This is a genomic window from Enterobacter sp. ECC-249 (genome assembly GCF_043965265.1).
Classification (GTDB): domain Bacteria; phylum Pseudomonadota; class Gammaproteobacteria; order Enterobacterales; family Enterobacteriaceae; genus Enterobacter; species Enterobacter quasiroggenkampii.
On sequence record NZ_CP143660.1, the window covers coordinates 4,422,296 to 4,443,581 of the forward strand.

The following is a 21,286-nucleotide window of genomic DNA, read 5'->3' on the forward strand; positions in this document are numbered from 1 at the left end:
AAGCCGGGTGGCGCTAACGCTTACCCGGCCTACGTTTTCCGTCAGGCGCCCTGCATGGTTCTTATACGTGACGCATCCTCTCCCGGCGTAACGCCGAAATAGCGCTTAAACTCCCGACTGAATTGCGAAGCACTTTCATAGCCCACCCGCATCGCCGCCGCGCTGGCCTTCATGCCATCGTGGATCATCAGCATCCGCGCCTTATGCAGCCGGTAGGTTTTGAGGTATTGCAGCGGCGAGGTGCTGGTCACCGATTTAAAATTATGGTGAAACGCCGAGACGCTCATGTTCGCTTCCGCCGCCAGCTGGTCGACGCTGAGGTTTTCCGTGTACTGGCTTTCGATACGCTTGAGCACGCGGCTTATCAGGCTGAAGTGGGTCTGTCGGCTCACCAGAGCGAGTAACGCGCCGCCGCCCGGGCCCAGCAGCACGTGATAGAGAATTTCGCGGACGATCTGCTTGCCCAGAATGCGCGCGTCCAGCGGCCTCTCCATCACGTCCAGCAGACGCTCGATGGCGCAGAGGATCTCTTCCGACAGCGTTGCCGAGTTAATCCCGCTCGACGCCATCGAAGGCTGGAAGAGTTCATCTTCGCCAATCTCCATCAGCAGTTCCTGCAGCTGAAGAATATCGACGTTGACGCGAATACCCGCCAGCGGAACCGCCTCTGTCGCGAAGGTTTCACATTCAAAGGGTAAAGGTACCGTCAGAAGCAGATATTCATTGGTGTCGTAGCGGAACACGCGCTCGTTGATATAGCCAATTTTATGGCCTGAAAAGAGAAAAACGATGCCCGGCTGGTACATGACCGGCGTGCGCGTCCCCGGCTGCGTGCCATAGAGCAGGCGAATGTCCGGCAGCAGGTCGCTGGCACGATTTTCATTATCTATCAATCTCTTAATCTGTACAGTGAGCTGCTGGCAGATAGCCTCACGGTTCATCTTGCGTTACTCCGGGTGCGGTTTTCGACGTTGACAGTGTGCGTTGTTTTCCGCGCTTTCTCCAGCGCTCTGTAGAAATGGGCAAGACATCGGCAGGAATGTGCATTGAGGGCGTGGTCCCGGATCGCCACAATGAGCAGCATCAGGTCGCCCTCTGCGCACCACGGTTTTTCACCCACTAAAGGGAACGAGCAATGAACAACTTTAATCTCCACACCCCAACCCGCATTCTGTTTGGTAAAGACGCTATCGCCGATCTGCGCGCGCAGATCCCTGCTGACGCCCGCGTGCTGATCACCTACGGTGGCGGCAGCGTGAAAAAAACCGGCGTGCTGGATCAGGTTTACAGCGCGCTGGACGGTATGGACGTGCGTGAGTTCGGCGGCATTGAGCCAAACCCGTCCTACGAAACGCTGATGAAGGCGGTAAAAATCGCCCGTGAAGAAAACATCACCTTCCTGCTGGCGGTCGGCGGCGGCTCGGTGCTGGACGGTACCAAATTCATCGCGGCGGCAGCGCACTATGCTGACGGCATCGATCCGTGGCACATCCTGGAAACCCGCGGCAGCGACATCAAAAGCGCTATCCCGATGGGTTCCGTGCTGACCCTGCCGGCCACCGGTTCTGAATCCAACAAGGGCGCGGTGATCTCCCGTAAAACCACCGGTGACAAGCAGGCCTTCATGAACGAACACGTTCAGCCTGTGTTCGCCATTCTGGATCCGGTTTACACCTACACCCTGCCTGCGCGTCAGGTGGCGAACGGCGTGGTCGATGCCTTTGTACATACCGTTGAGCAGTACGTCACGTATCCGGTGAATGCCAAAATTCAGGATCGCTTCGCGGAAGGCATTCTGCTGACGCTCGTCGAAGAGGGTCCGAAAGCGCTGAAAGAGCCGGAAAACTATGACGTTCGCGCCAACGTAATGTGGGCGGCTACACAGGCGCTGAATGGCCTGATCGGCGCTGGCGTGCCGCAGGACTGGGCGACCCACATGCTGGGCCACGAGCTGACGGCGATGCACGGCCTGGACCATGCTCAAACGCTGGCCGTTGTGCTGCCTGCGCTGTGGAACGAAAAACGCGACACCAAACGCGCCAAGCTGCTGCAGTACGCCGAGCGCGTGTGGAACATTACCGAGGGTTCTGACGATGCGCGCATTGATGCCGCCATCGAAGCGACCCGCAGCTTCTTTGAAGGCCTGGGCGTGCCAACGCGTCTGTCAGGCTATGGCCTGGACGGCAGCTCCATCCCTGCCCTGCTGGCGAAACTCGAAGAGCACGGCATGACCCATCTGGGCGAGCACGGCGACATCACCCTGGACGTCAGCCGTCGTATTTACGAGGCGGCACGCTAAGCGTTTTTGTCTCCCCGACTTTCGTTTTTTGACATTTCGTCCAGACTTAATGCACACCCCATCGCCGGAGTTTCCCTCCGGCGATGCGCACCTGAAGGAGGAAAAATGGCAAACCAAACCGTAATCAAGCTGCAGGACGGCAACGTGATGCCCCAGCTGGGGCTAGGTGTATGGAAAGCCGGTAACGACGAGGTCGTCTCCGCCATTCATAAAGCCCTGGAAGTCGGCTACCGGTCGATTGACACCGCCGCCGCGTACAAAAACGAGGACGGCGTGGGTACCGCACTGGCCAGCGCCGGTGTCCCTCGCGATGAGTTGTTCATCACCACGAAACTGTGGAATGACGATCAAAAGCGTCCCCGCGAAGCCCTGCAGGAGAGCCTCGAGAAACTCCAGCTCGATTTCGTCGACCTGTATCTGATGCACTGGCCGGTTCCGGCCATCGACCATTACGTTGATGCCTGGAAAGGGATGATTGAACTGCAGAAAGAGGGGCTGGTGAAAAGTATCGGCGTCTGTAATTTCCAGGTTCATCACCTGCAGCGGCTGATTGACGAGACGGGCGTCGCGCCTGTCATTAACCAGATCGAGCTCCACCCGCTGATGCAGCAGCGTCAGCTTCACGCCTGGAACGCCACGCATAAAATCCAGACCGAGTCCTGGAGCCCGCTGGCTCAGGGTGGTGAAGGGGTATTCGATCAGAAAATTATCCGCGACCTGGCGGATAAATACGGCAAAACCCCGGCGCAGATCGTCATTCGCTGGCATCTGGACAACGGCCTGGTGGTGATCCCGAAATCGGTCACGCCATCGCGCATCGCCGAGAATTTCGACGTCTGGGATTTCCGTCTGGACAAAGATGAGCTTGGCGAGATTGCGAAGCTGGATAAAGGCAAGCGTTTAGGGCCGGACCCGGATCAGTTTGGCGGGTGATCGCGTAAAAAAGCCGGGTGGCGGCTTCGCCTTACCCGGCCTACGTGTCGACATAAAAAATCCCGGCTTGCCGGGGTTTTTTATTTACGCTTTACGCTTCACGGGCTTCTTAACACTCGAATTACCGTTCGAACGCTGATGCACAATCGGCGTGTGCTTGGTCAGCGCCGGGCGCGTATTGCGGTTCTGGCGACGCGCTTCGCGCATCTCATCCAGCGTCGGAGCCGGTACAAGACAGTCGCGGCGCGAGCCGATCAGGTGTTTTTTACCCATCTCTTCCAGCGCCTGGCGGATCAGCGGCCAGTTTTTCGGGTCGTGGTAACGCAGCAGCGCCTTGTGCAGACGACGCTGTTTATCCCCTTTCGGCACCACCACCTCTTCACTCTTGTAGCCAATCTTACTCAGCGGGTTCTTGCCGGTGTAATACATGGTCGTCGAGTTGGCGAGCGGTGACGGATAGAAGTTCTGCACCTGATCCAGACGGAAGCGACGCTGCTTCAGCCACAGCGCCAGGTTCACCATGTCCTCATCGCGCGTGCCCGGATGGGCGGAGATGAAGTACGGGATCAGATACTGCTCTTTGCCCGCCTGCTTGGAGTAGGTGTCGAACAGCTCTTTAAAGCGGTCATAGCTGCCCATGCCCGGCTTCATCATCTTCGACAGCGGGCCTTCTTCGGTATGCTCCGGCGCAATCTTCAGATAGCCACCGACGTGGTGCGTCGCCAGCTCTTTGATGTAGCGCGGATCTTCCACGGCGATGTCGTAACGCACCCCGGAGGCAATCAGGATCTTCTTGACGCCTTTCAGGTCACGCGCGCGGCGGTAGAGGTTGATCGTCGGCTCATGGTTGGTGTCCATGTGTTCGCAAATGCTTGGATAGACGCAGGAGAGACGGCGGCAGGTTTGCTCCGCGCGCGGCGACTTGCAGCGCAGCATATACATGTTCGCGGTTGGGCCACCAAGATCGGAAATCACGCCGGTAAAGCCTGGCACCGTGTCGCGAATCGCTTCGATCTCGTTGATGATCGAATCTTCCGAACGGCTCTGGATAATACGGCCTTCGTGCTCGGTAATGGAGCAGAAGGAACAGCCGCCGAAGCAGCCACGCATAATGTTGATCGAGAAGCGGATCATCTCATACGCCGGGATACGGGCGTTGCCGTACGCCGGGTGCGGCACGCGCTTGTACGGCAGCGCAAAGACGCTGTCCATCTCTTCGGTGGAGAGCGGGATCGCCGGCGGGTTGATCCAGATAAAGCGCTCGCCGTGCTTCTGCATCAGCGCGCGGGCGCAGCCCGGGTTGGTTTCATGGTGCAGAATACGGGACGCATGCGCGTAGAGGACCTTGTCGGCTTTCACCTTCTCGTAGGACGGCAGCAGCACGTAGGTCTTTTCCCACGGCTTCGGGCGCGGCGGCTGCACGACGATAGCCTTCGCTTCAGCTTTTTTCGGCTCAACCGGCTTGTTATCGGCACACGGCAGATCGTCGCCGTACGGGTGCGGGATCGGGTCGATTTTGCCCGGCATATCGATGATGCGGGAATCCACGCCGCGCCAGCCCGGTAGCGCCTCTTTTACCATGATGGCGGTATTGCGCACGTCGCGGATGCTGCTCACCGGCTCGCCCTGCGACAGACGGTGCGCCACTTCCACCAGCGGACGCTCGCCGTTTCCGTAAATCAGCATATCGGCTTTGGAATCCACCAGCACCGAGCGGCGCACGGTATCAGACCAGTAATCGTAGTGCGCGGTACGGCGCAGGCTCGCCTCGATGCCGCCCAGGATCACCGGCACGTCCTTCCAGGCTTCTTTGCAGCGCTGGGTATAGACGAGGGTCGCGCGGTCCGGACGTTTGCCCGCCACGTTATCCGGCGTGTAGGCGTCGTCATGGCGCAGCTTACGGTCGGCGGTATAGCGGTTGATCATCGAGTCCATGTTGCCTGCGGTCACGCCGAAGAACAGGTTGGGTTTACCCAGACGCATAAAGTCGTCTTTGCTGTTCCAGTCAGGCTGGGAGATGATCCCCACACGGAAGCCCTGCGCTTCAAGCATACGGCCACAGATGGCCATGCCGAAGCTCGGATGGTCAACGTAGGCATCGCCCGTGACCAAAATGATGTCGCAGCTGTCCCAGCCCAGTTGGTCCATCTCTTCACGGGACATCGGCAGGAACGGCGCCGGTCCAAAGCAGGCCGCCCAGTACTGGGGCCAGGAGAAGAGGTCACGATCCGGCTGGATCAGGGAAATTGCGCTCATAATGCTTCCGAAGAAAAAATAGACAAAAGGGCGGGGATTATACGCTGGAACATTGTGGGAAATGAAGGGGTATTATGCGGGCTGTTGCCCTCACCCCACCCCTCTCCCACAGGGAGAGGGAGAAAAGCAATTTACGATGCCGGATTGACCAGCATCTGCCCTACCGAGCCCCTGTCCATCATCTCCAGCGTCTGGCTGTGGAACAGGAACGGGAAGTGCGGCCACGATGGCTGACCGTAATAGACAAGCAGTTCAACCTGGCCGTCCACCCAGACGGTATCTTTCCAGCCGCGATCTTCCGGGAACGGCATCGCGCCGTTGACGTTGCGGATCAGGAATGACACCCCTTCAATATGGAACGACTGTGGCATATCTGAACGCACCGTCCAGCGTTCCCAGGTGCCCTGCTGCGCGGTGATGTCGATGCGGTTGACGTCCCACAGCGCGCCGTTGATGCCCGGGTCGTCGCCCAGGCTGATATCACGGCTGCGCACCGGCGAGCCGCTCATGATCTCCTGCGGCAGCAGACGCATTGGCAGGCTATCGGTCACCAGCGGCAGCAGACCGGTTGGACGCAGGGTCAGCACCAGGGTCGAGACAAGTATGCTCGACGGTTCAAAGAACCCGCGAATACGGTCGACAATGCTGGCCGCTTCACCGCAGGTGACAGACACTTCATCCCCATTGGTCATATCAATGAGCACTTCGCGACGTTCGCCCGGCGAGAGCGCCAGCTGTTTGACGGACACCGGCGCCGGTAAAAAACCCTGATCGCCGGAGATCACGTGCAGCGGACGGCCATCGCTCATCTGCAGCTGATAGCGGCGCGAGTTAGACGCGTTGAGCAGACGCAGGCGCACCCAGCCACGGGACACTTCGACATACGGGCTCTGCGCGCCATTAACCAGCAGCGTATCGCCGACGAAACCACCGCTGCCCGGCTCGCTGTATTCTGGCGTCCCGAAATTATCCAGACGTTTGTCCTGGATGATAATCGGGAAATCATCCACGCCGTAGTGGTTCGGGATCGGCAGAGATTTGCTGACCTCATCTTCCACCAGCCACATTCCGGCCAGACCGTTATAGATCTGCTGCGCCGTGCGGTTAGGCGTGTTGGCGTGATACCACAGGGTTGCCGCGCTCTGGCGAATCGGCAGAACGGGCGCCCAGTCGGCGCTGGGCGACATCATTCGCGCCGCGCCGCCGATTAACGGGCCAGGTACCTGTAAGCCGCTGATGGTCATGGCGACATTTTCAGGGGTACGGTTACTGTAGATGAGCTTAACGTCATCACCATTCCACACGCGTATGGTCGGCCCAAGATAACGTCCGTTAATGCCCCAGACGGGCGCGCGCGTCCCCTGGGTAAAGGACCAGTGGCTGCGCTGCAGCGTCAGGAAAAGCGGCTGACCGCGACGGGATTCAATGAGTGGCGGAATAGGCAGCGGCTGTTGCTGCCCGGCGGCGCTGGCTGTCAGCGGCATCGCACCCGCACAAAGGGCGATCCCCGAAGCCTGAATAAACTGACGCCGACTGAGTGACATATAAGCTCCATCTGAAACGACTAACAACGTGGGAATTCGTTTTCCCTTTAACGCCGGATTAAATCTTACCGGCGGCTTCTCTCTCTGCGACTTCTTTGTCGAGCAGCGCAATATGCTCAGCCATCAGATCGCGGCAGTGCGCGGCCAGCTCGCGCACCTGATCTTTACCGTATTTGCTGGTATCGACCGGTGGCAGCATTTCGACAATCACCAGCCCGTTATTCAGGCGGTTAAGATTAATCTTATTCGAAGTATTGGAAACGCACACAGGAATAATTGGAACACCTGCCGCAATTGCGGCATGAAACGCACCGGTTTTAAACGGCAGCAGGCCGCGGCCGCGGCTGCGCGTCCCTTCCGGGAACATCCAGATTGAAATTTTGCGCTTTTTAAAATGATTCACCACTTCCGCAATGGTGCTGTGCGCTTTTGCACGGTTATTACGGTCGATCAGTAGATTACCGGTAAGCCAGTACAGCTGACCAAAAAACGGGATCCACAGCAGGCTTTTTTTGCCCACCGTCACGGTCGGTGGAAGCACGATATTAGAGGCCGTCACCATATCGTAGTTGTTCTGATGGTTGGCGATATAGATGGCGTTACCGAAATTCTCCGCCCCTTCAGGCAGACGTTTTTCAACTTTCAGACCAAACAGCGGCGAAAGGCGCCCGAACATATGACCAAAGGTGGCGACATGCTTCGGATTACGCGGGCTGAACAGGCAATAAATAGAGCCGAAAATACAGACCAGAATGCAGTAGATAACGGTAAGAATAAGACGAACAATATATAGCATAGCGACCTCTGAAGCCCCAACAGCTGACAATTATACTTCACCTGTGGCCAGGTAAGGACTTTATTACGAGCGCGTATTGTTAATCGCAACGCACGAATTAACAACGATTTTACGGGAAATTTTATTGAAATTCCCCCTCCGGACAGAGGGGGATATCACGACATTACTCTTCGCTGTCACCCGCAGCGCTGCGTGCAGGAGAGTCTATCTCCACGCGATCGATACGCTGCAGACCGCGCATCAGCGAGCCACGGCGACCGCGCTCACCCACCACCTTCTGCAGCTCTTCCGGACGAAGCTTGATTTTGCGCTTGCCGACGTGAATGGTCAGCGTGCTCTGCGGCGGCAGCAGGAAGAGGTGCGCCAGGCCATCTTCGCCTTTCGCGGCCTCCGCCGACGGGATGTTGATGATCTTGTTGCCCTTGCCTTTTGACAGCTCCGGCAGATCGCTGACCGGGAACATCAGCATACGTCCGGCGGTAGTGATCGCCAGCAGCATGTCGCTTTCGTTCTCAATCACCAGCGGCGCCATCACGTGGGCGTTGTCCGGCAGGCTAATCAGCGCCTTACCGGCACGGTTACGGGAGACAAGATCGTTAAAGGTACAGATAAAGCCGTAGCCCGCATCAGACGCCAGCAGAAGTTTCTGGTCATCGGCCTCCATCAGCATATGGTCAACCGTTGCGCCCGGCGGCAGCGTCAGCTTGCCGGTGAGCGGCTCGCCCTGCCCACGCGCGGAAGGCAGCGTGATCGGGTCAATGGCGTAGCTGCGCCCGGTGGAGTCGATAAACGCCACCGGCTGGTTGCTCTTACCTTTCACCGCCGCTTTGAAACTGTCGCCCGCTTTGTAGCTGAGCCCCGGTGCGTCGATATCGTGGCCTTTGGCGCTACGCACCCAGCCGCTCTGCGACAGGACAATGGTCACCGGCTCGGACGGCTGCATGTCGTGCTCGTTCATCGCCTTCGCTTCTTCGCGCTCGTGCAGCGGAGAACGACGGTCGTCGCCGAAGGCGTCTGCATCGGCCTGCAGCTCTTTCTTCAGCAGGGTGTTCATCTTGCGCTCGGAGGCGAGGATCGCCTGCAGCTGATCGCGCTCTTTTTCCAGCTCGTTCTGCTCGCCGCGGATCTTCATCTCTTCCAGTTTGGCGAGATGGCGCAGCTTCAGCTCGAGGATCGCTTCGGCCTGGGTTTCGCTGATGCCAAAGCGCGACATCAGGGCGGGCTTCGGCTCGTCCTCGGTACGGATGATCTCAATCACCTCGTCGATATTGAGGAATGCCACCAGCAAACCTTCGAGGATATGCAGGCGCTTAAGCACTTTCTCCAGACGATGGTTCAGACGACGGCGGACCGTATCGCGACGGAACGTCAGCCATTCGGTGAGGATCTCCAGCAGGTTTTTCACCGCCGGGCGTCCGTCGAGGCCGATCATGTTCAGGTTGATGCGGTAGCTTTTTTCCAGATCGGTGGTGGCAAACAGGTGGTTCATCACCTGCTCCATGTCCACGCGGTTGGAGCGCGGCACGATCACCAGACGGGTCGGGTTCTCGTGGTCAGACTCGTCGCGCAGGTCGTCTACCATCGGCAGCTTTTTATTGCGCATCTGGGAGGCAATCTGCTCCAGCACTTTGGCACCGGAAACCTGATGCGGCAGCGCGGTGATGACCACGGCGCCGTCTTCCTTATTCCACACCGCGCGCATGCGCACGGAGCCGCGACCGTTCTGGTAAATTTTGCGGATTTCCGCGCGCGAGGTGATGATTTCGGCTTCGGTCGGGAAATCCGGACCCTGTACGATATCCAGCAGATCGTCGAGCGAGGCTTTCGGCTGCTCAATCAGGGTGATGGCGGCTTTCGCCACTTCACGCAGGTTGTGCGGCGGAATGTCCGTCGCCATACCGACCGCAATCCCGGTGGTGCCGTTCAGCAGGATATTCGGCAGACGCGCGGGCAGCATCTTCGGCTCCTGCATCGTACCGTCGAAGTTTGGTACCCAGTCAACGGTTCCCTGACCCAGCTCGCCCAGCAGCACTTCGGCATATTTAGACAGACGGGATTCGGTATAACGCATCGCCGCGAAGGATTTCGGATCGTCCGGCGCCCCCCAGTTCCCCTGACCATCCACCAGCGGGTAGCGGTAAGAGAACGGCTGGGCCATCAGCACCATCGCTTCATAGCAGGCGCTGTCGCCGTGCGGATGGTATTTACCCAGTACGTCACCGACGGTACGGGCGGATTTCTTGAACTTGGCGGTGGCGTTCAGCCCCAGCTCGGACATCGCATAGACGATGCGGCGCTGAACGGGCTTCAGGCCATCCCCGATAAACGGCAACGCCCTGTCCATGATGACGTACATGGAGTAGTTCAGGTAGGCGTTTTCCGTGAATTCATGTAGCGCGAGGCGCTCTGCCATATCGCTCATTACGTGTGATTCCTCAACTCAGAAACCGAAGGGTTTCAGGCAATATTGCCGCAGATACTACCCTATCTGACGAGTTGAGTCACAAAGAAAAAGGGCCGCTTATGCGGCCCTTTCCGGGTTATTTGTTCAGCTTAATGACCTGCTTCACGTCGATTTCAAAATCGTTCCACTCTTTATCGACCTTGCCCTGGATTTCCACTTTATCCTGAGGGGTGACGGTCACGCCGTTCCAGCGCTTGTGGTCAATTTCCACGTTCACCGTACCGGTCTCATCGCGGAAGGTGTAGCGGTCATCGGACAGGCGCTGGGTGATGTTCCCGCGCAGCTTCACCCAGCTGTCGTCTTTCATCTCTTTGACCTTCACCGCGGTGGTGAGGTTAGCGTCGTTATCAACAAAACCGCCCGTTTGCGTCTGGGTCTGGGTTTGCGTGGCGGACGGGCCGTTAAATCCGCCCTGCGCGGCAAAAACAGGGGCAGTGGTCATCATCATGATGGCAGCAAGTGCAGCGAATTTTTTCATATTAATCTCTCCCTTTAATGTGGTTTCGCAGTCCATTAAACAGGGTAATCCTTAACAACTTCTTAAGGAGAAAATTTATTTATTATTGCTGTACAGCAGGCGCTAACAGAGGGTTTACTGACGGCATCAAGGAGGGAATATGCGCATTTTACTGGTAGAAGACGACACGTTAATTGGCGACGGTATCAGGGCGGGTTTAAGCAAAATGGGCTTTAGCGTGGACTGGTTTACCGACGGAAAAACCGGCCAGGCCGCGCTCTCCTCTGCGCCCTATGATGCCGTGGTGCTGGATCTGACGCTGCCGGAAATTGACGGTCTGGACATCCTGCGCGCGTGGCGCGAAAGCGGGCGCAGCGAGCCGGTATTGATCCTGACCGCGCGGGATGCGCTTAACCAGCGCGTGGAAGGACTGCGTCTTGGCGCGGATGATTATCTCTGCAAGCCGTTCGCGCTGATTGAAGTCGGCGCCCGCCTTGAGGCGCTGGTCCGCCGCAGTCACGGCCAGACGCATAGCGAGCTAAGCCACGGCAAGGTCACGCTCGATCCGACCCGTCTCGTCGCCACGCTGGACGGTGAGCCGCTGACGCTCAAGCCGAAAGAGTTCGCGCTGCTGGAGCTATTAATGCGTAACGCAGGTCGCGTGCTGCCGCGAAAGCTGATCGAGGAAAAACTCTATACCTGGGACGACGACGTCTCCAGCAACGCCATCGAAGTTCACGTCCATCATCTGCGCCGCAAGCTTGGCAGCGAGTTTATCCGCACCGTGCACGGCATCGGCTATACCCTGGGTGACGCATGAAGCTGACGCAACGCCTGAGCCTGAAGCTGCGCCTGACGCTCCTCTTTTTAGCGCTCTCCCTGACGGCATGGTTTGCCGCCAGCCTGGTGGCCTGGCAGCAGACCACCCACAAGCTGGATAAGCTCTTCGACACGCAGCAGATGCTGTTTGCCAAACGGCTGCTGACGATGGATCTTGACGAGATCCGCGCCCCCGAACGGATGCGCGAGATCCCGAAAAAAGTGAAGCATGGCCGTCTCGATGACGACGCGCTGGCTTTCGCCATTTACGCCGTCGACGGCAAAATGCTCCTCAACGACGGCGAGAACGGGCGCGATATTCCGTACCACTATCGCCGCGACGGGTTTGCTAACGGGCAGCTCCAGGACGACAACGACGAATGGCGTTTCCTGTGGCTGACCTCTCCCGACGGGAAGTACCGCGTGGTGGTCGGTCAGGAGTGGGAGTACCGCCAGGATATGGCGCTGGACGTGGTCAGCTCGCAGCTGACCCCCTGGCTGGTGGCTCTGCCCGTGATGCTGCTGCTGCTGGTTGTCCTCATGAGTCTGGAGCTGAAGCCGCTGAAAAAGCTGGCGCAGACCCTGCGCTCCCGCTCGCCGGATGCCACCGATAAACTGCCGACGGAGGGTGTACCTACTGAGGTGCGCCCCCTGCTCGACGCGCTGAATCATCTCTTCGCACGTACCCAGGAGATGATGACCCGCGAACGCCGCTTTACGTCCGATGCCGCCCACGAGTTACGCAGCCCGCTGGCGGCACTGAAGGTGCAAACTGACGTGGCGCAGCTCTCTCATGACGATCCGCAGGCGCGGGAAAAGGCGCTGATGCAGCTGCATGCGGGCATCGACCGCGCTTCCCGTCTGGTGGATCAGCTCCTCACGCTGTCGCGTCTGGACTCGCTGGATAACCTTGACGATGTCGAACCGATTCCCCTGGGAGAGTTACTGCAGTCGGCCGTGCTGGATATCTGGCATCCGACGCAGCAGGCGGGCATTGATATTCGCCTGAACATTCATGCACCAGAGGTTACACGCACCGGCCAGCAGCTGCTCCTGAGCCTTCTGGTCCGCAACCTGCTGGACAACGCGATTCGCTACAGCCCGCGCGGCAGCGTGGTGGACGTGACGCTGGAGGCGCGTAGCTTTACCGTGCGCGACAACGGTCCCGGCATTTCACCGGACGCGCTGGCGCGCATCGGCGAGCGCTTTTATCGTCCGCCGGGTCAGGACGCCACGGGCAGCGGGCTTGGGTTATCCATCGTAAAACGCATCGCCGCCCTGCACGGGATGCGCGTGTCGCTGAGCAATGCGCCTGAAGGCGGTTTTGAAGCGAAGGTCAGCTGGTAGGGATTATTGCGTTTAATGCAAAAGACTTTGCACATTTTGCTCATTTTTCCGCTCCGTCCTCGCGCGTAGAATACTCGCCATACTCTCATCATCGAGGACAAATAATGAGCAACATTCTGATTATCAACGGCGCGAAAGAGTTCGCGCACTCTAAAGGCCAGCTGAATGACACCCTGACCGAGGTCGCGGACGGTTTCCTGCGCGACGCCGGGCATGATGTCAAGGTCGTGCGCGCGGACAGCGATTATGACGTGAAAGCCGAAGTGCAGAACTTCCTGTGGGCCGACGTGGTTATCTGGCAGATGCCGGGCTGGTGGATGGGCGCGCCGTGGACCGTGAAAAAATACATGGACGACGTGTTCACCGAAGGCCACGGTTCGCTGTATGCCAGCGACGGTCGTACCCGTTCTGACGCCTCCAAAAAATACGGTTCAGGCGGCCTGATTCAGGGCAAAAAATATATGCTGTCACTGACCTGGAACGCCCCGCTGGAAGCTTTCACCGAGAAAGATCAGTTCTTCGAAGGCGTGGGTGTAGACGGCGCGTACCTGCCGTTCCACAAGGCGAATCAGTTCCTGGGCATGGATCCGCTGCCGACGTTTATCGTCAACGACGTGATTAAAATGCCTGATGTCCCGAGCTATATCGCAGAATATCGCAAGCATCTCGCGGAAATTTTTGCTTAACTGGTAGCCTGGAATTAAAGGAGTAGTAAACATGCTTACCGTTATCGCAGAAATCCGTACTCGTCCAGGTCAACATCACCGCCAGGCGGTGCTGGATCAGTTCGCGAAAATTATCCCGACCGTACTGAAAGAAGAAGGCTGCCACGGCTACGCGCCGATGGTGGATGCCGCCACTGACGCCAGCTTCCAGGCGACCGCGCCAGACTCAATCATCATGGTTGAGCAGTGGGAAACCGTCGCGCATCTTGAAGCGCATCTGCAGACCGCGCACATGAAAGCGTGGAGCGACGCGGTGAAGGGCGACGTGCTGGAAACCCACATCCGCATCCTGGAGCAAGGGGTTTAAGTTCGTGGAATTTGCCGGGTGGCACTGCGTTTACCCGGCCTACAAAACCTGAACCGTAGGCCCGGTAAGCGCTAGCGCCACCGGGCTTTGTTGTTTTTAGCTGCTTTTCTTCCCCGGCTTTAACCCGCGATGTAGCTCATTGATGCGCTTCATCGACTTGATGGTGCGCTGCGGCTCGGTGGAGGCGACGGATAAAATGATCATCTCCAGACACAGCAGCACCGTGCCGTGGAGCGGAATCTTGCCCTTTTCGCCGCCGCGCGGAACGTGGATCACCACGCTGGCCTCCTTGCTGAAGCGCGAGTCGAGGGCATTGGTCAGCAGGATGGTGGGAATGCCCAGACGTTTTGCTTCACGCAGGGTGGTTTGCCCCTCCCGGTGCGCGGATTTCTGCGCCATCATCACCAGCACGTCGCCGCGCTGAAGCGCAATCAGCTGCTCGGCAAGCCCGATCCCGGTACGGTTGAGCGGCGTGGCGGGTAACCCCATACGGCTGAACAGCCTGGCGGTGTACTCGGCCAGAATGCCGGAGGCGCCAATGCCAAATATGGCAACCTGCCTCGCCTGCGCCAGCAGTGAGACCGCCTGCGCCATCGCGTAGCGGTTGTGGGGCTCGGATAACACCTCGCAGGTGTGCTGATGTCCCTCCAGCACGAAATCAATGCTCGCGTTGACGTCGCTGGCGAGCGTGTTCACCGTGGTGGACATCTTTTCGCTGGAGGTAACCACCGGACCAAACCACTGCTCCAGCGTCTGCTTGAGATCGCGCAGCCCGGCGAAACCCAGCGCCTGTATGGCGCGGACCACCGTAGCATCCGAGGTTTTCAATAAGGCGGCAATCTCCATGGCGGTCTGCTCCATCACCGCCTCGCGGTTATCGTGGATATAGCGTGCGACCTGTAGCAGACGCGGCGTCAGCTGATGCGCCCGCGCGCGAAATCTCTCACCGTAAACATCGACTCTTCGGATCACCGTGACGCCTCCAGCAACGGACGACCGGCAATCTGCGACTGCACCTGCGCGACCATCAGCCCTAATGAGGCGAACGAATTCGAGATCGCCTCTTCACGTGAGATCAGCACGTAATGCCCGGTTCGGCAGGCATTCAGGAACTGACACCAGCCCGGCATGACCGCATCCATTGCCGCCAGCTCGTCCTGCGGTTTTCCGCCCGTATCTCCGCGCCAGGTGGCGAAGACGAAATCGGCATCCAGCTCCGGCAGGCGCTCGGCGCTGACGTCGATGCGCCCTCCGTCCGGGATGGACTCAATCAGTGGCGGGAATTTGAATCCGGCGTCGCGCAGAACGCGGCCCAGCGAGTGGTAGCTGTGCATGGCGTTGATTTTCCCCTGATTAGCCTGAATCACCGACACGGTGATTTTGCGCGTGTCGATGGTCGCCTTCAGCGCCTTGATTTGCTCCTGATAGCGGCGTTCCAGAATGTTTAGCCTTGCCTGCGTGCCCGTGAGCTGCGCCAGCTTGCGGTAGATTTCCGGCGCGCCGCCGTCGAGATGATCGATGCTCACCGTCGGGGCAATTTTCGCCAGCTGTTCCACCGGGGTGTTGCGGGTCGGCTCGGTGACGATCAGGTCAGGCTTTGCGGCGGCGATGGCTTCAATGTCGATATCGGCCGTACCGATAAATTTAATGTCGGAATTATCGAAGTCGACGCCGGTCAACATGCCGCTTGAGCGCAGAAAGTGGCTACCGTCCGGCCGCGTGCGGCCATGGCTCGCGACCGGCGGCACACCAAGCTCAATCAGCGGAATGGTGATATCGAGATCGTGTAAGGAAACAATCCGCTTCGGATGAACCGGCACAACGACCTTGCGTCCTAAATCGTCGGTAAAAACCTGCGTCGGCTCCGCCGCGCTCACCGCGAACCCCACCAGCAAAAGCATCGAAAACAGTACGCGCATCATAGTCCCCTAAAATCTGTCCCTACGCTGCCAGAGCAGCAGCAGGAAAAACGGTCCGCCAATCAATGAAATCACAATCCCCGCCGGCAGCTGCAGCGGGAGGAATGCCAGACGTCCGACGTTGTCCGCCAGCAGCACCAGCAGCGCCCCCAGCACGGCGCTTCCCGTCAGGAGCGCGGTTTGCCCACCGCGCAGCAGCAGGCGCGCCATGTGCGGGGCAATCAGCCCCACAAAACCAATGCTGCCCACGCAGGAGACGCAGGCCGCCGTCAGCACCACCGGGGCGAGAACCCGCAGCAGCGCCAGCCGGGTTGTGCGCACGCCAAGGCCCGCGGCAGCCTGATTGCCGAGCAACGCCACGTCTGCGGCCCGGGCGGTAAACAGCAGCAGCGCAAACGCGGGGATAGCCCAGAGCGCGGCCAGGCCCACCAGCGTCCAGTTTGCCGCATGCAGGCTTCCCGCCAGCCACAGCATCGCCGTCTGCACGTCGCGCACGTCGGCGGTGGTGATAAAGACGCCCATCGCCGCGGCAAACGCCCACGACACGCCGATGCCAATCAGAATGAACCGCGGGCGCGAGATATCGCGCGCCAGGGCTATCACCAGCAGCGCGGTGAGCAGCCCACCGGCCATGCCGACCAGCGGGCGCCAGGCCAGGCCCAGCGCCGGGAATTGAAAAATCAGCAGAAGTACCGCCGCGCTACAGCCCTCCTTCACGCCGATAAGTCCGGGATCGGCCAGACCGTTGCGGGCGATCGACTGCATCGCCGCCCCCGCCATGCCGAGCATCGCCCCGCACAGCGCCGCCATCAGCAGTCGCGGCAGGCGGATATCCATCACGACGTAGCGCGTCTCCGCCGTCAGACTCTCGGGAGAAAACAGCGCGCGCCCGATGGCGGAGGCGGGAATAGGCAGAGAACCGTGCGTCAGGCCAAAGCCCAGCAGGCTTAGCGCCATCAGCGCGAAAAGCGACAGGTACACCAGCGCCTTCGGACGAACCAGCGCCGATAAACGGCCAACACGTATTGCGCGGAGTCCGGCCCGGTTCATTTGAACATCCTCGAAGCCATAAAGATGAACACGGGCGCGCCAACCAGGGCCGTCATGATGCCGGTTGCCAGCTCCCAGGGGGTAAACAGCGTGCGGGCAGCGATATCCGCCAGCAGCAACACCAGCGCGCCGCACAGGGCCGACAGCGGCACCATCACGCGCAAATCGACCGACACCAGACGGCGGATGAGCTGTGGCACCACAAGGCCAATAAAGCCAATCGGTCCGGCGATGGAGACGGCCGCGCCGCAGAGCAGCGCGATGGCCAGCAGGGCGAACAGGCGGGTTTTCAGCAGCGACACGCCAAGCCCCTGGGCCATTCTGTCGCCCAGCGCCAGCATATTGAGCGAGGGCGACAGCCCGATAGCAAGAACAAAACCAGCGGCTGCAGCCCACAGGGCACTCTGGAGTATCTGCGCGTTGACCCCGGCGATATCACCCGCCAGCCAGGTGCGCAGGGCGAGCAGCGTCTGTTCATCCAGGATTAACACCGCGGCGGTAATCGACGAGGCAAACGCCGACATCGCTACGCCGCACAGGGTGATCTTCATCGGCGTGAGCCCGGTGCGACCGGACGAGGAGAACATCAGCACCAGCAGAAACAGCGCGGCGGCACCGGCGGCGGCAATCAGCGGGCGACCAAACGGCAGCGACAGCCCAAGCGCGCTGGTAATCACCACCGCCAGCGCGGCCCCGGCGTTGAGTCCCAGAATATGCGGCTCGCCGAGCGGGTTGCGGATCACGGACTGCAGCAGCACGCCCGCCACGCCGAGCGCGGCGCCTGTCACCATTGCGGCGCAGAGGCGCAGCAGCCGTAGTCTGATGATGATGTTATGGTCGAAATTGCGCGGATCGAAGTGAAAGAATGCCTCGACTACCGTTCGGGGAGGGATAAACCGCGCCCCGATGCCAAGATGCACAATCGCGCCCAGCGCCAGCAGCAATGTAAAAATCAGGAAGGCGAGAGAAGCGCGCATCATGGCTGTTCAAGGCTCTGGCGAAACGGCATAAAGAACGGTTTGCCGGTCAAGGGGTTGATGGACATATGCACGTCCACATCAAACACCGCTTTGATCAGTTCCGGCGTACAGGCGTCGCCTTCATGTAACACCCCCTCGACTTTTCCCTGGCGTAAAAAGACCAGGGAATCACCGTAGTTCACGGCAAAGTTGAGATCGTGCAGCACCACCACCACGGTACGCCCGTGCTGGCGGGTCAGGGCGTGCAGCAGTTCCAGGATCTCCACCTGATAGCGGAGATCGAGATACGTCGTCGGCTCGTCAAGCAGGATATACGGCGTTTGCTGCGCCAGCGCCATGGCGATCCAGCAGCGCTGACGCTGGCCGCCGGATAAGCTTTCCACCGGCATATGGGCAAACTCTGCCGTGCCGGTCAGCCGCAGGGCCTCTTCTACCGCAAGTTCGTCCTCGTCGCTCCACTGGCGCATAAAGTTTTGCCAGGGAAAACGCCCGCGCGAGACAAGCTCAAAGACGGTCAACCCTTCCGGCAGCAGCGGAGACTGCGGCAGGATGCCAAGCTGGCGGGCGACGGCTTTGGTTGGCTGCTCGTGGATCGCCTTGCCGTCGAGAACTGCCGCGCCGCCAAGCGGCTGGAGCAAGCGCGCAATTGTGCTCAGCAGCGTGGATTTTCCGCAGCCGTTCGCCCCTACCAGCACCGTCATTTTCTGCTGTGGGATCGCAAGGGAGATATCATCAACGATGATTTTTTTCTGATAGCCCGCAGAGAGATTCTCCAGAACCAGTCCCGGTTGTTTTGTGTTGTGAGCCACGTGAATGCCAACGTAATGAAAAACCAATAAATAAAAATAAAACTCATTCTCTTTTGAGAGTTTGACGCTGCGCCATGTAGTAGTCAAGCGAAGAAACACCCTGAAAAAAACAGGGAAAAGCCAGAGGAAACATGAACTCGAAATGGCTTAAAAAAGCTTTAATTTCAAAAATTTAATTATTAACCCGCTGCGCTTATACGCACGGTTAAACGCTGTAGCCGATTTTTTCTTTTTTCCATTTACTACTACATCTCCGCATGATTGAATGATTCTCAATTACATGTCCGATGCCCACCGTGGCTAACGGACAGATCGTAAAGGGCAATGACTCACACAGTTTGCCGCGAACGCATTCGCGGAATATTTCGGGATAACAGATGTAATGGCTACGTTGACACCTTCACTCTCTGGGGTAAAAGGGCGCGCGCTCTTTTCACTGCTGTTTATGGCGCCGCTGGCGCAGGCAGCAGACACCACCGCGGCTAAAGACGGCGAAACGCTTACCGTCACCGCCGATCCAAATACCGCGGCGGAGGCCACCAACGGCTATCAGCCGCTGAATACCTCCACCGCCACGCTAACCAACATGCCAATGCTGGATATCCCGCAGGTGGTCAATACCGTTAGCGATAAAGTGCTGGAGGATCAGCACGCCACCACGCTGGATGAAGCGCTCTATAACGTCAGCAACGTGGTGCAGACCAATACCCTGGGCGGTACGCAGGATGCCTTTGTGCGCCGTGGGTTTGGCGCGAACCGCGATGGGTCAATCATGACCAACGGTCTGCGCACCGTGCTGCCGCGCAGCTTTAATGCCGCAACCGAGCGCGTGGAGGTGCTGAAAGGCCCGGCCTCTACGCTCTATGGCATTCTCGATCCGGGCGGCCTGATTAACGTCGTCACCAAACGCCCGGAGAAGACCTTTGGCGGTTCAATTTCTGCCACCTCTTCCAGCTTTGGCGGCGGCACCGGACAGATCGATGTTACCGGCCCGATTGACGGCACGCGCCTGGCGTATCGCCTCACGGGTGAGTATCAGGACGAAGATTACTGGCGTAATTTTGGCAACGAACGCAGCACCTTTATCGCCCCGTCGCTCACCTGGTTCGGCGACGATGCCACCGTGACCGTGCTCTATTCGCATCGCGACTATAAAACACCGTTCGATCGCGGAACGATCTTCGATCTTAATACTAAAAAAGCCGTCAACGTCGATCGTAAAACCCGCTTCGACGAACCGTTTAACGTGACCGACGGCCAGTCCGATCTCGCTCAGCTCAACGCAGAATATCGCCTCAACAGCCAGTGGACCGCGAAGTTCGACTACAGCTACAGCCAGGATAAATACAGCGACAACCAGGCCCGCGTGATGGCCTACGATTCAAAAACCGGCAACCTGACCCGCCGCGTGGATGCGACCCAGGGCTCGACCCAGCGTATGCACACGACGCGAGCGGATCTGCAGGGGAACGTGGACATCGCGGGCTTTTATAATGAGATTCTGACCGGCGTGTCGTATGAGAATTACGATCTGCTGCGTACGGACATGATCCGCTGTAAGAACGTTAAGGACTTCAATATTTACAACCCGAGCTACGGCAGCCTCGGCAAGTGCACCACCGTCTCGGCATCCGACAGCGATCAAACCATCAAGCAGGAGAGCTACTCTGCCTACGCGCAGGACGCGCTGTACCTGACCGATAAGTGGATTGCCGTCGCCGGGCTGCGCTATCAGTATTACACCCAGTACGCGGGGAAAGGGCGTCCGTTTAACGTGAACACCGACAGCCGCGACGACCAGTGGACGCCGAAGCTGGGTCTTGTTTATAAGCTCACCCCGGCGGTCTCGCTGTTTGCCAACTATTCCCAGACGTTTATGCCGCAGTCGTCAATTGCAAGCTACATCGGCGACCTGCCGCCGGAAACGTCTAATGCTTACGAAGTGGGCGCAAAGTTCGACCTGTTCGACGGCATCACCGCCAATATTGCGCTGTTTGATATCCACAAGCGCAACGTGCTGTACACCGAGAGCGTAGGGGATGAAACCGTCGCCAAAACCGCGGGCCGCGTGCGCTCTCAGGGCGTGGAGGTGGATCTCGCCGGATCGCTGACCGAGAACACCAATATCATCGCCAGCTATGGCTATACCGACGCGAAAGTGCTGGAAGACCCGGACTATGCGGGCAAACCGCTGCCGAACGTGCCGCGCCATACCGGCTCCCTGTTCCTGACCTACGATATTCATAATGTGTTTGCCGGGAATACCCTGACGCTGGGCGGCGGCGGGCACGGCGTGAGCCGTCGTTCCGCAACCAACGGTGCGGATTATTATCTGCCGGGCTATTTTGTGGCGGATGCCTTTGCGGCGTACAAGATGAAGCTGCAGTATCCGGTCACGCTGCAGGTGAACGTGAAGAACCTGTTTGATAAGACTTACTACACCTCATCTATCGCAACCAACAATCTGGGTAACCAGATTGGCGACCCTCGCGAAGTGCAGTTTACGGTGAAGATGGAGTTTTGACGTCAGTGCGGGGTGTTCCCCTCACCCTAACCCTCTCCCCAAAGGGGCGAGGGGATC

18 protein-coding genes are annotated in these 21,286 nt (G+C 58.8%); 7 read left to right on the forward strand and 11 right to left on the reverse strand.

Translation table 11 applies throughout. From position 1 onward, the window contains the following. Positions 1–41: 41 nt before the first annotated feature. Complete coding sequence (locus V1587_RS21010; RefSeq protein WP_115876279.1) at positions 42–941, reverse strand: AraC family transcriptional regulator; 900 nt, start codon at positions 939–941, stop codon at positions 42–44. Between the two features lie 194 nt (positions 942–1,135). On the opposite strand from V1587_RS21010, the gene yqhD reads away from it, so the two are divergent. After that, positions 1,136–2,299, forward strand: coding sequence for an alcohol dehydrogenase (gene yqhD / locus V1587_RS21015; protein WP_371897802.1), 1,164 nt, complete (start codon positions 1,136–1,138; stop codon positions 2,297–2,299). 105 nt (positions 2,300–2,404) lie between these two features. Continuing rightward, entirely contained in the window at positions 2,405–3,232 is an 828-nt protein-coding gene (gene dkgA / locus V1587_RS21020) for a 2,5-didehydrogluconate reductase DkgA (RefSeq protein WP_335244783.1), read from the forward strand. 84 nt (positions 3,233–3,316) lie between these two features. On the opposite strand, the gene V1587_RS21025 is transcribed toward dkgA, so the two are convergent. The 5 genes from V1587_RS21025 to V1587_RS21045 all read right to left on the reverse strand — a co-directional run bounded on the left by V1587_RS21025 (position 3,317) and on the right by V1587_RS21045 (position 10,770). Then, positions 3,317–5,488: a YgiQ family radical SAM protein gene (locus V1587_RS21025; RefSeq protein WP_371897801.1), complete on the reverse strand. Its 2,172-nt coding sequence runs from the start codon at positions 5,486–5,488 to the stop codon at positions 3,317–3,319. Between the two features lie 131 nt (positions 5,489–5,619). Next, on the reverse strand, positions 5,620–7,032 hold the full coding sequence (gene ftsP / locus V1587_RS21030) for a cell division protein FtsP (protein ID WP_371897800.1): 1,413 nt from the start codon (positions 7,030–7,032) through the stop codon (positions 5,620–5,622). 58 nt (positions 7,033–7,090) lie between these two features. Beyond that, a complete protein-coding gene (plsC, locus tag V1587_RS21035) occupies positions 7,091–7,828 on the reverse strand; it encodes a 1-acylglycerol-3-phosphate O-acyltransferase (protein ID WP_371897799.1) in 738 nt (245 codons plus the stop codon). 163 nt (positions 7,829–7,991) lie between these two features. Beyond that, positions 7,992–10,250 carry a DNA topoisomerase IV subunit A gene (parC, locus tag V1587_RS21040; protein WP_302237510.1) on the reverse strand — a complete coding sequence of 753 codons (2,259 nt, stop codon included), beginning with the start codon at positions 10,248–10,250 and terminating at the stop codon, positions 7,992–7,994. Positions 10,251–10,368: 118 nt separating this feature from the next. Next, a complete protein-coding gene (locus tag V1587_RS21045) occupies positions 10,369–10,770 on the reverse strand; it encodes a YgiW/YdeI family stress tolerance OB fold protein (RefSeq protein WP_371897798.1) in 402 nt (133 codons plus the stop codon). 139 nt (positions 10,771–10,909) lie between these two features. Here V1587_RS21045 and qseB point away from each other — a divergent pair, with 139 nt between their 5' ends. The 4 genes from qseB to V1587_RS21065 all read left to right on the forward strand — a co-directional run bounded on the left by qseB (position 10,910) and on the right by V1587_RS21065 (position 13,947). After that, entirely contained in the window at positions 10,910–11,569 is a 660-nt protein-coding gene (qseB, locus tag V1587_RS21050; protein ID WP_371897797.1) for a quorum sensing response regulator transcription factor QseB, read from the forward strand. Continuing rightward, a complete protein-coding gene (gene qseC / locus V1587_RS21055) occupies positions 11,566–12,915 on the forward strand; it encodes a quorum sensing histidine kinase QseC (RefSeq protein ID WP_371897796.1) in 1,350 nt (449 codons plus the stop codon). Before qseB ends, qseC begins: the two co-directional genes overlap by 4 nt. Before the next feature lie 104 nt (positions 12,916–13,019). Beyond that, positions 13,020–13,601 (forward strand): NAD(P)H-dependent oxidoreductase, encoded by a 582-nt coding sequence (locus tag V1587_RS21060; RefSeq protein ID WP_395314477.1) that lies wholly within the window; start codon positions 13,020–13,022, stop codon positions 13,599–13,601. Positions 13,602–13,632: 31 nt separating this feature from the next. After that, a complete protein-coding gene (locus V1587_RS21065; protein ID WP_008502984.1) occupies positions 13,633–13,947 on the forward strand; it encodes a putative quinol monooxygenase in 315 nt (104 codons plus the stop codon). Between the two features lie 96 nt (positions 13,948–14,043). Here the strand turns inward: V1587_RS21065 and V1587_RS21070 are convergent, their stop codons facing one another. From V1587_RS21070 to V1587_RS21090, 5 genes are read right to left on the reverse strand one after another with little or no spacing between them, the layout of a single operon-like run. Further along, positions 14,044–14,919: a MurR/RpiR family transcriptional regulator gene (locus tag V1587_RS21070; protein WP_371897794.1), complete on the reverse strand. Its 876-nt coding sequence runs from the start codon at positions 14,917–14,919 to the stop codon at positions 14,044–14,046. Beyond that, positions 14,916–15,866, reverse strand: coding sequence for an iron-siderophore ABC transporter substrate-binding protein (locus V1587_RS21075; RefSeq protein ID WP_371898018.1), 951 nt, complete (start codon positions 15,864–15,866; stop codon positions 14,916–14,918). The genes V1587_RS21070 and V1587_RS21075 overlap by 4 nt, the downstream gene beginning before the upstream one ends. Before the next feature lie 9 nt (positions 15,867–15,875). Then, a complete protein-coding gene (locus V1587_RS21080) occupies positions 15,876–16,916 on the reverse strand; it encodes a FecCD family ABC transporter permease (RefSeq protein ID WP_371897793.1) in 1,041 nt (346 codons plus the stop codon). Continuing rightward, positions 16,913–17,896: a FecCD family ABC transporter permease gene (locus V1587_RS21085; protein WP_371897792.1), complete on the reverse strand. Its 984-nt coding sequence runs from the start codon at positions 17,894–17,896 to the stop codon at positions 16,913–16,915. The genes V1587_RS21080 and V1587_RS21085 overlap by 4 nt, the downstream gene beginning before the upstream one ends. After that, positions 17,893–18,705: an ABC transporter ATP-binding protein gene (locus tag V1587_RS21090; RefSeq protein ID WP_371897791.1), complete on the reverse strand. Its 813-nt coding sequence runs from the start codon at positions 18,703–18,705 to the stop codon at positions 17,893–17,895. The genes V1587_RS21085 and V1587_RS21090 overlap by 4 nt, the downstream gene beginning before the upstream one ends. Positions 18,706–19,087: 382 nt before the next feature. On the opposite strand from V1587_RS21090, the gene V1587_RS21095 reads away from it, so the two are divergent. After that, entirely contained in the window at positions 19,088–21,229 is a 2,142-nt protein-coding gene (locus V1587_RS21095; RefSeq protein WP_395314478.1) for a TonB-dependent siderophore receptor, read from the forward strand. The last annotated feature ends 57 nt before the right edge of the window (positions 21,230–21,286 follow it).

Bases quoted from the DNA above. Each gene is read 5' to 3' on its own strand.
- V1587_RS21085 (WP_371897792.1), bottom strand. From the start codon at position 17,896: ATGATGCGCGCTTCTCTCGCCTTCCTGATTTTTACATTGCTGCTGGCG.
- qseC (WP_371897796.1), top strand. From the start codon at position 11,566: ATGAAGCTGACGCAACGCCTGAGCCTGAAGCTGCGCCTGACGCTCCTC.
- V1587_RS21080 (WP_371897793.1), bottom strand. From the start codon at position 16,916: ATGAACCGGGCCGGACTCCGCGCAATACGTGTTGGCCGTTTATCGGCG.
- ftsP (WP_371897800.1), bottom strand. From the start codon at position 7,032: ATGTCACTCAGTCGGCGTCAGTTTATTCAGGCTTCGGGGATCGCCCTT.
- V1587_RS21095 (WP_395314478.1), top strand. From the start codon at position 19,088: ATGGCTACGTTGACACCTTCACTCTCTGGGGTAAAAGGGCGCGCGCTC.
- yqhD (WP_371897802.1), top strand. From the start codon at position 1,136: ATGAACAACTTTAATCTCCACACCCCAACCCGCATTCTGTTTGGTAAA.
- V1587_RS21060 (WP_395314477.1), top strand. From the start codon at position 13,020: ATGAGCAACATTCTGATTATCAACGGCGCGAAAGAGTTCGCGCACTCT.
- plsC (WP_371897799.1), bottom strand. From the start codon at position 7,828: ATGCTATATATTGTTCGTCTTATTCTTACCGTTATCTACTGCATTCTG.
- V1587_RS21045 (WP_371897798.1), bottom strand. From the start codon at position 10,770: ATGAAAAAATTCGCTGCACTTGCTGCCATCATGATGATGACCACTGCC.
- V1587_RS21025 (WP_371897801.1), bottom strand. From the start codon at position 5,488: ATGAGCGCAATTTCCCTGATCCAGCCGGATCGTGACCTCTTCTCCTGG.
- parC (WP_302237510.1), bottom strand. From the start codon at position 10,250: ATGAGCGATATGGCAGAGCGCCTCGCGCTACATGAATTCACGGAAAAC.
- V1587_RS21065 (WP_008502984.1), top strand. From the start codon at position 13,633: ATGCTTACCGTTATCGCAGAAATCCGTACTCGTCCAGGTCAACATCAC.
- V1587_RS21010 (WP_115876279.1), bottom strand. From the start codon at position 941: ATGAACCGTGAGGCTATCTGCCAGCAGCTCACTGTACAGATTAAGAGA.
- qseB (WP_371897797.1), top strand. From the start codon at position 10,910: ATGCGCATTTTACTGGTAGAAGACGACACGTTAATTGGCGACGGTATC.
- V1587_RS21075 (WP_371898018.1), bottom strand. From the start codon at position 15,866: ATGCGCGTACTGTTTTCGATGCTTTTGCTGGTGGGGTTCGCGGTGAGC.
- dkgA (WP_335244783.1), top strand. From the start codon at position 2,405: ATGGCAAACCAAACCGTAATCAAGCTGCAGGACGGCAACGTGATGCCC.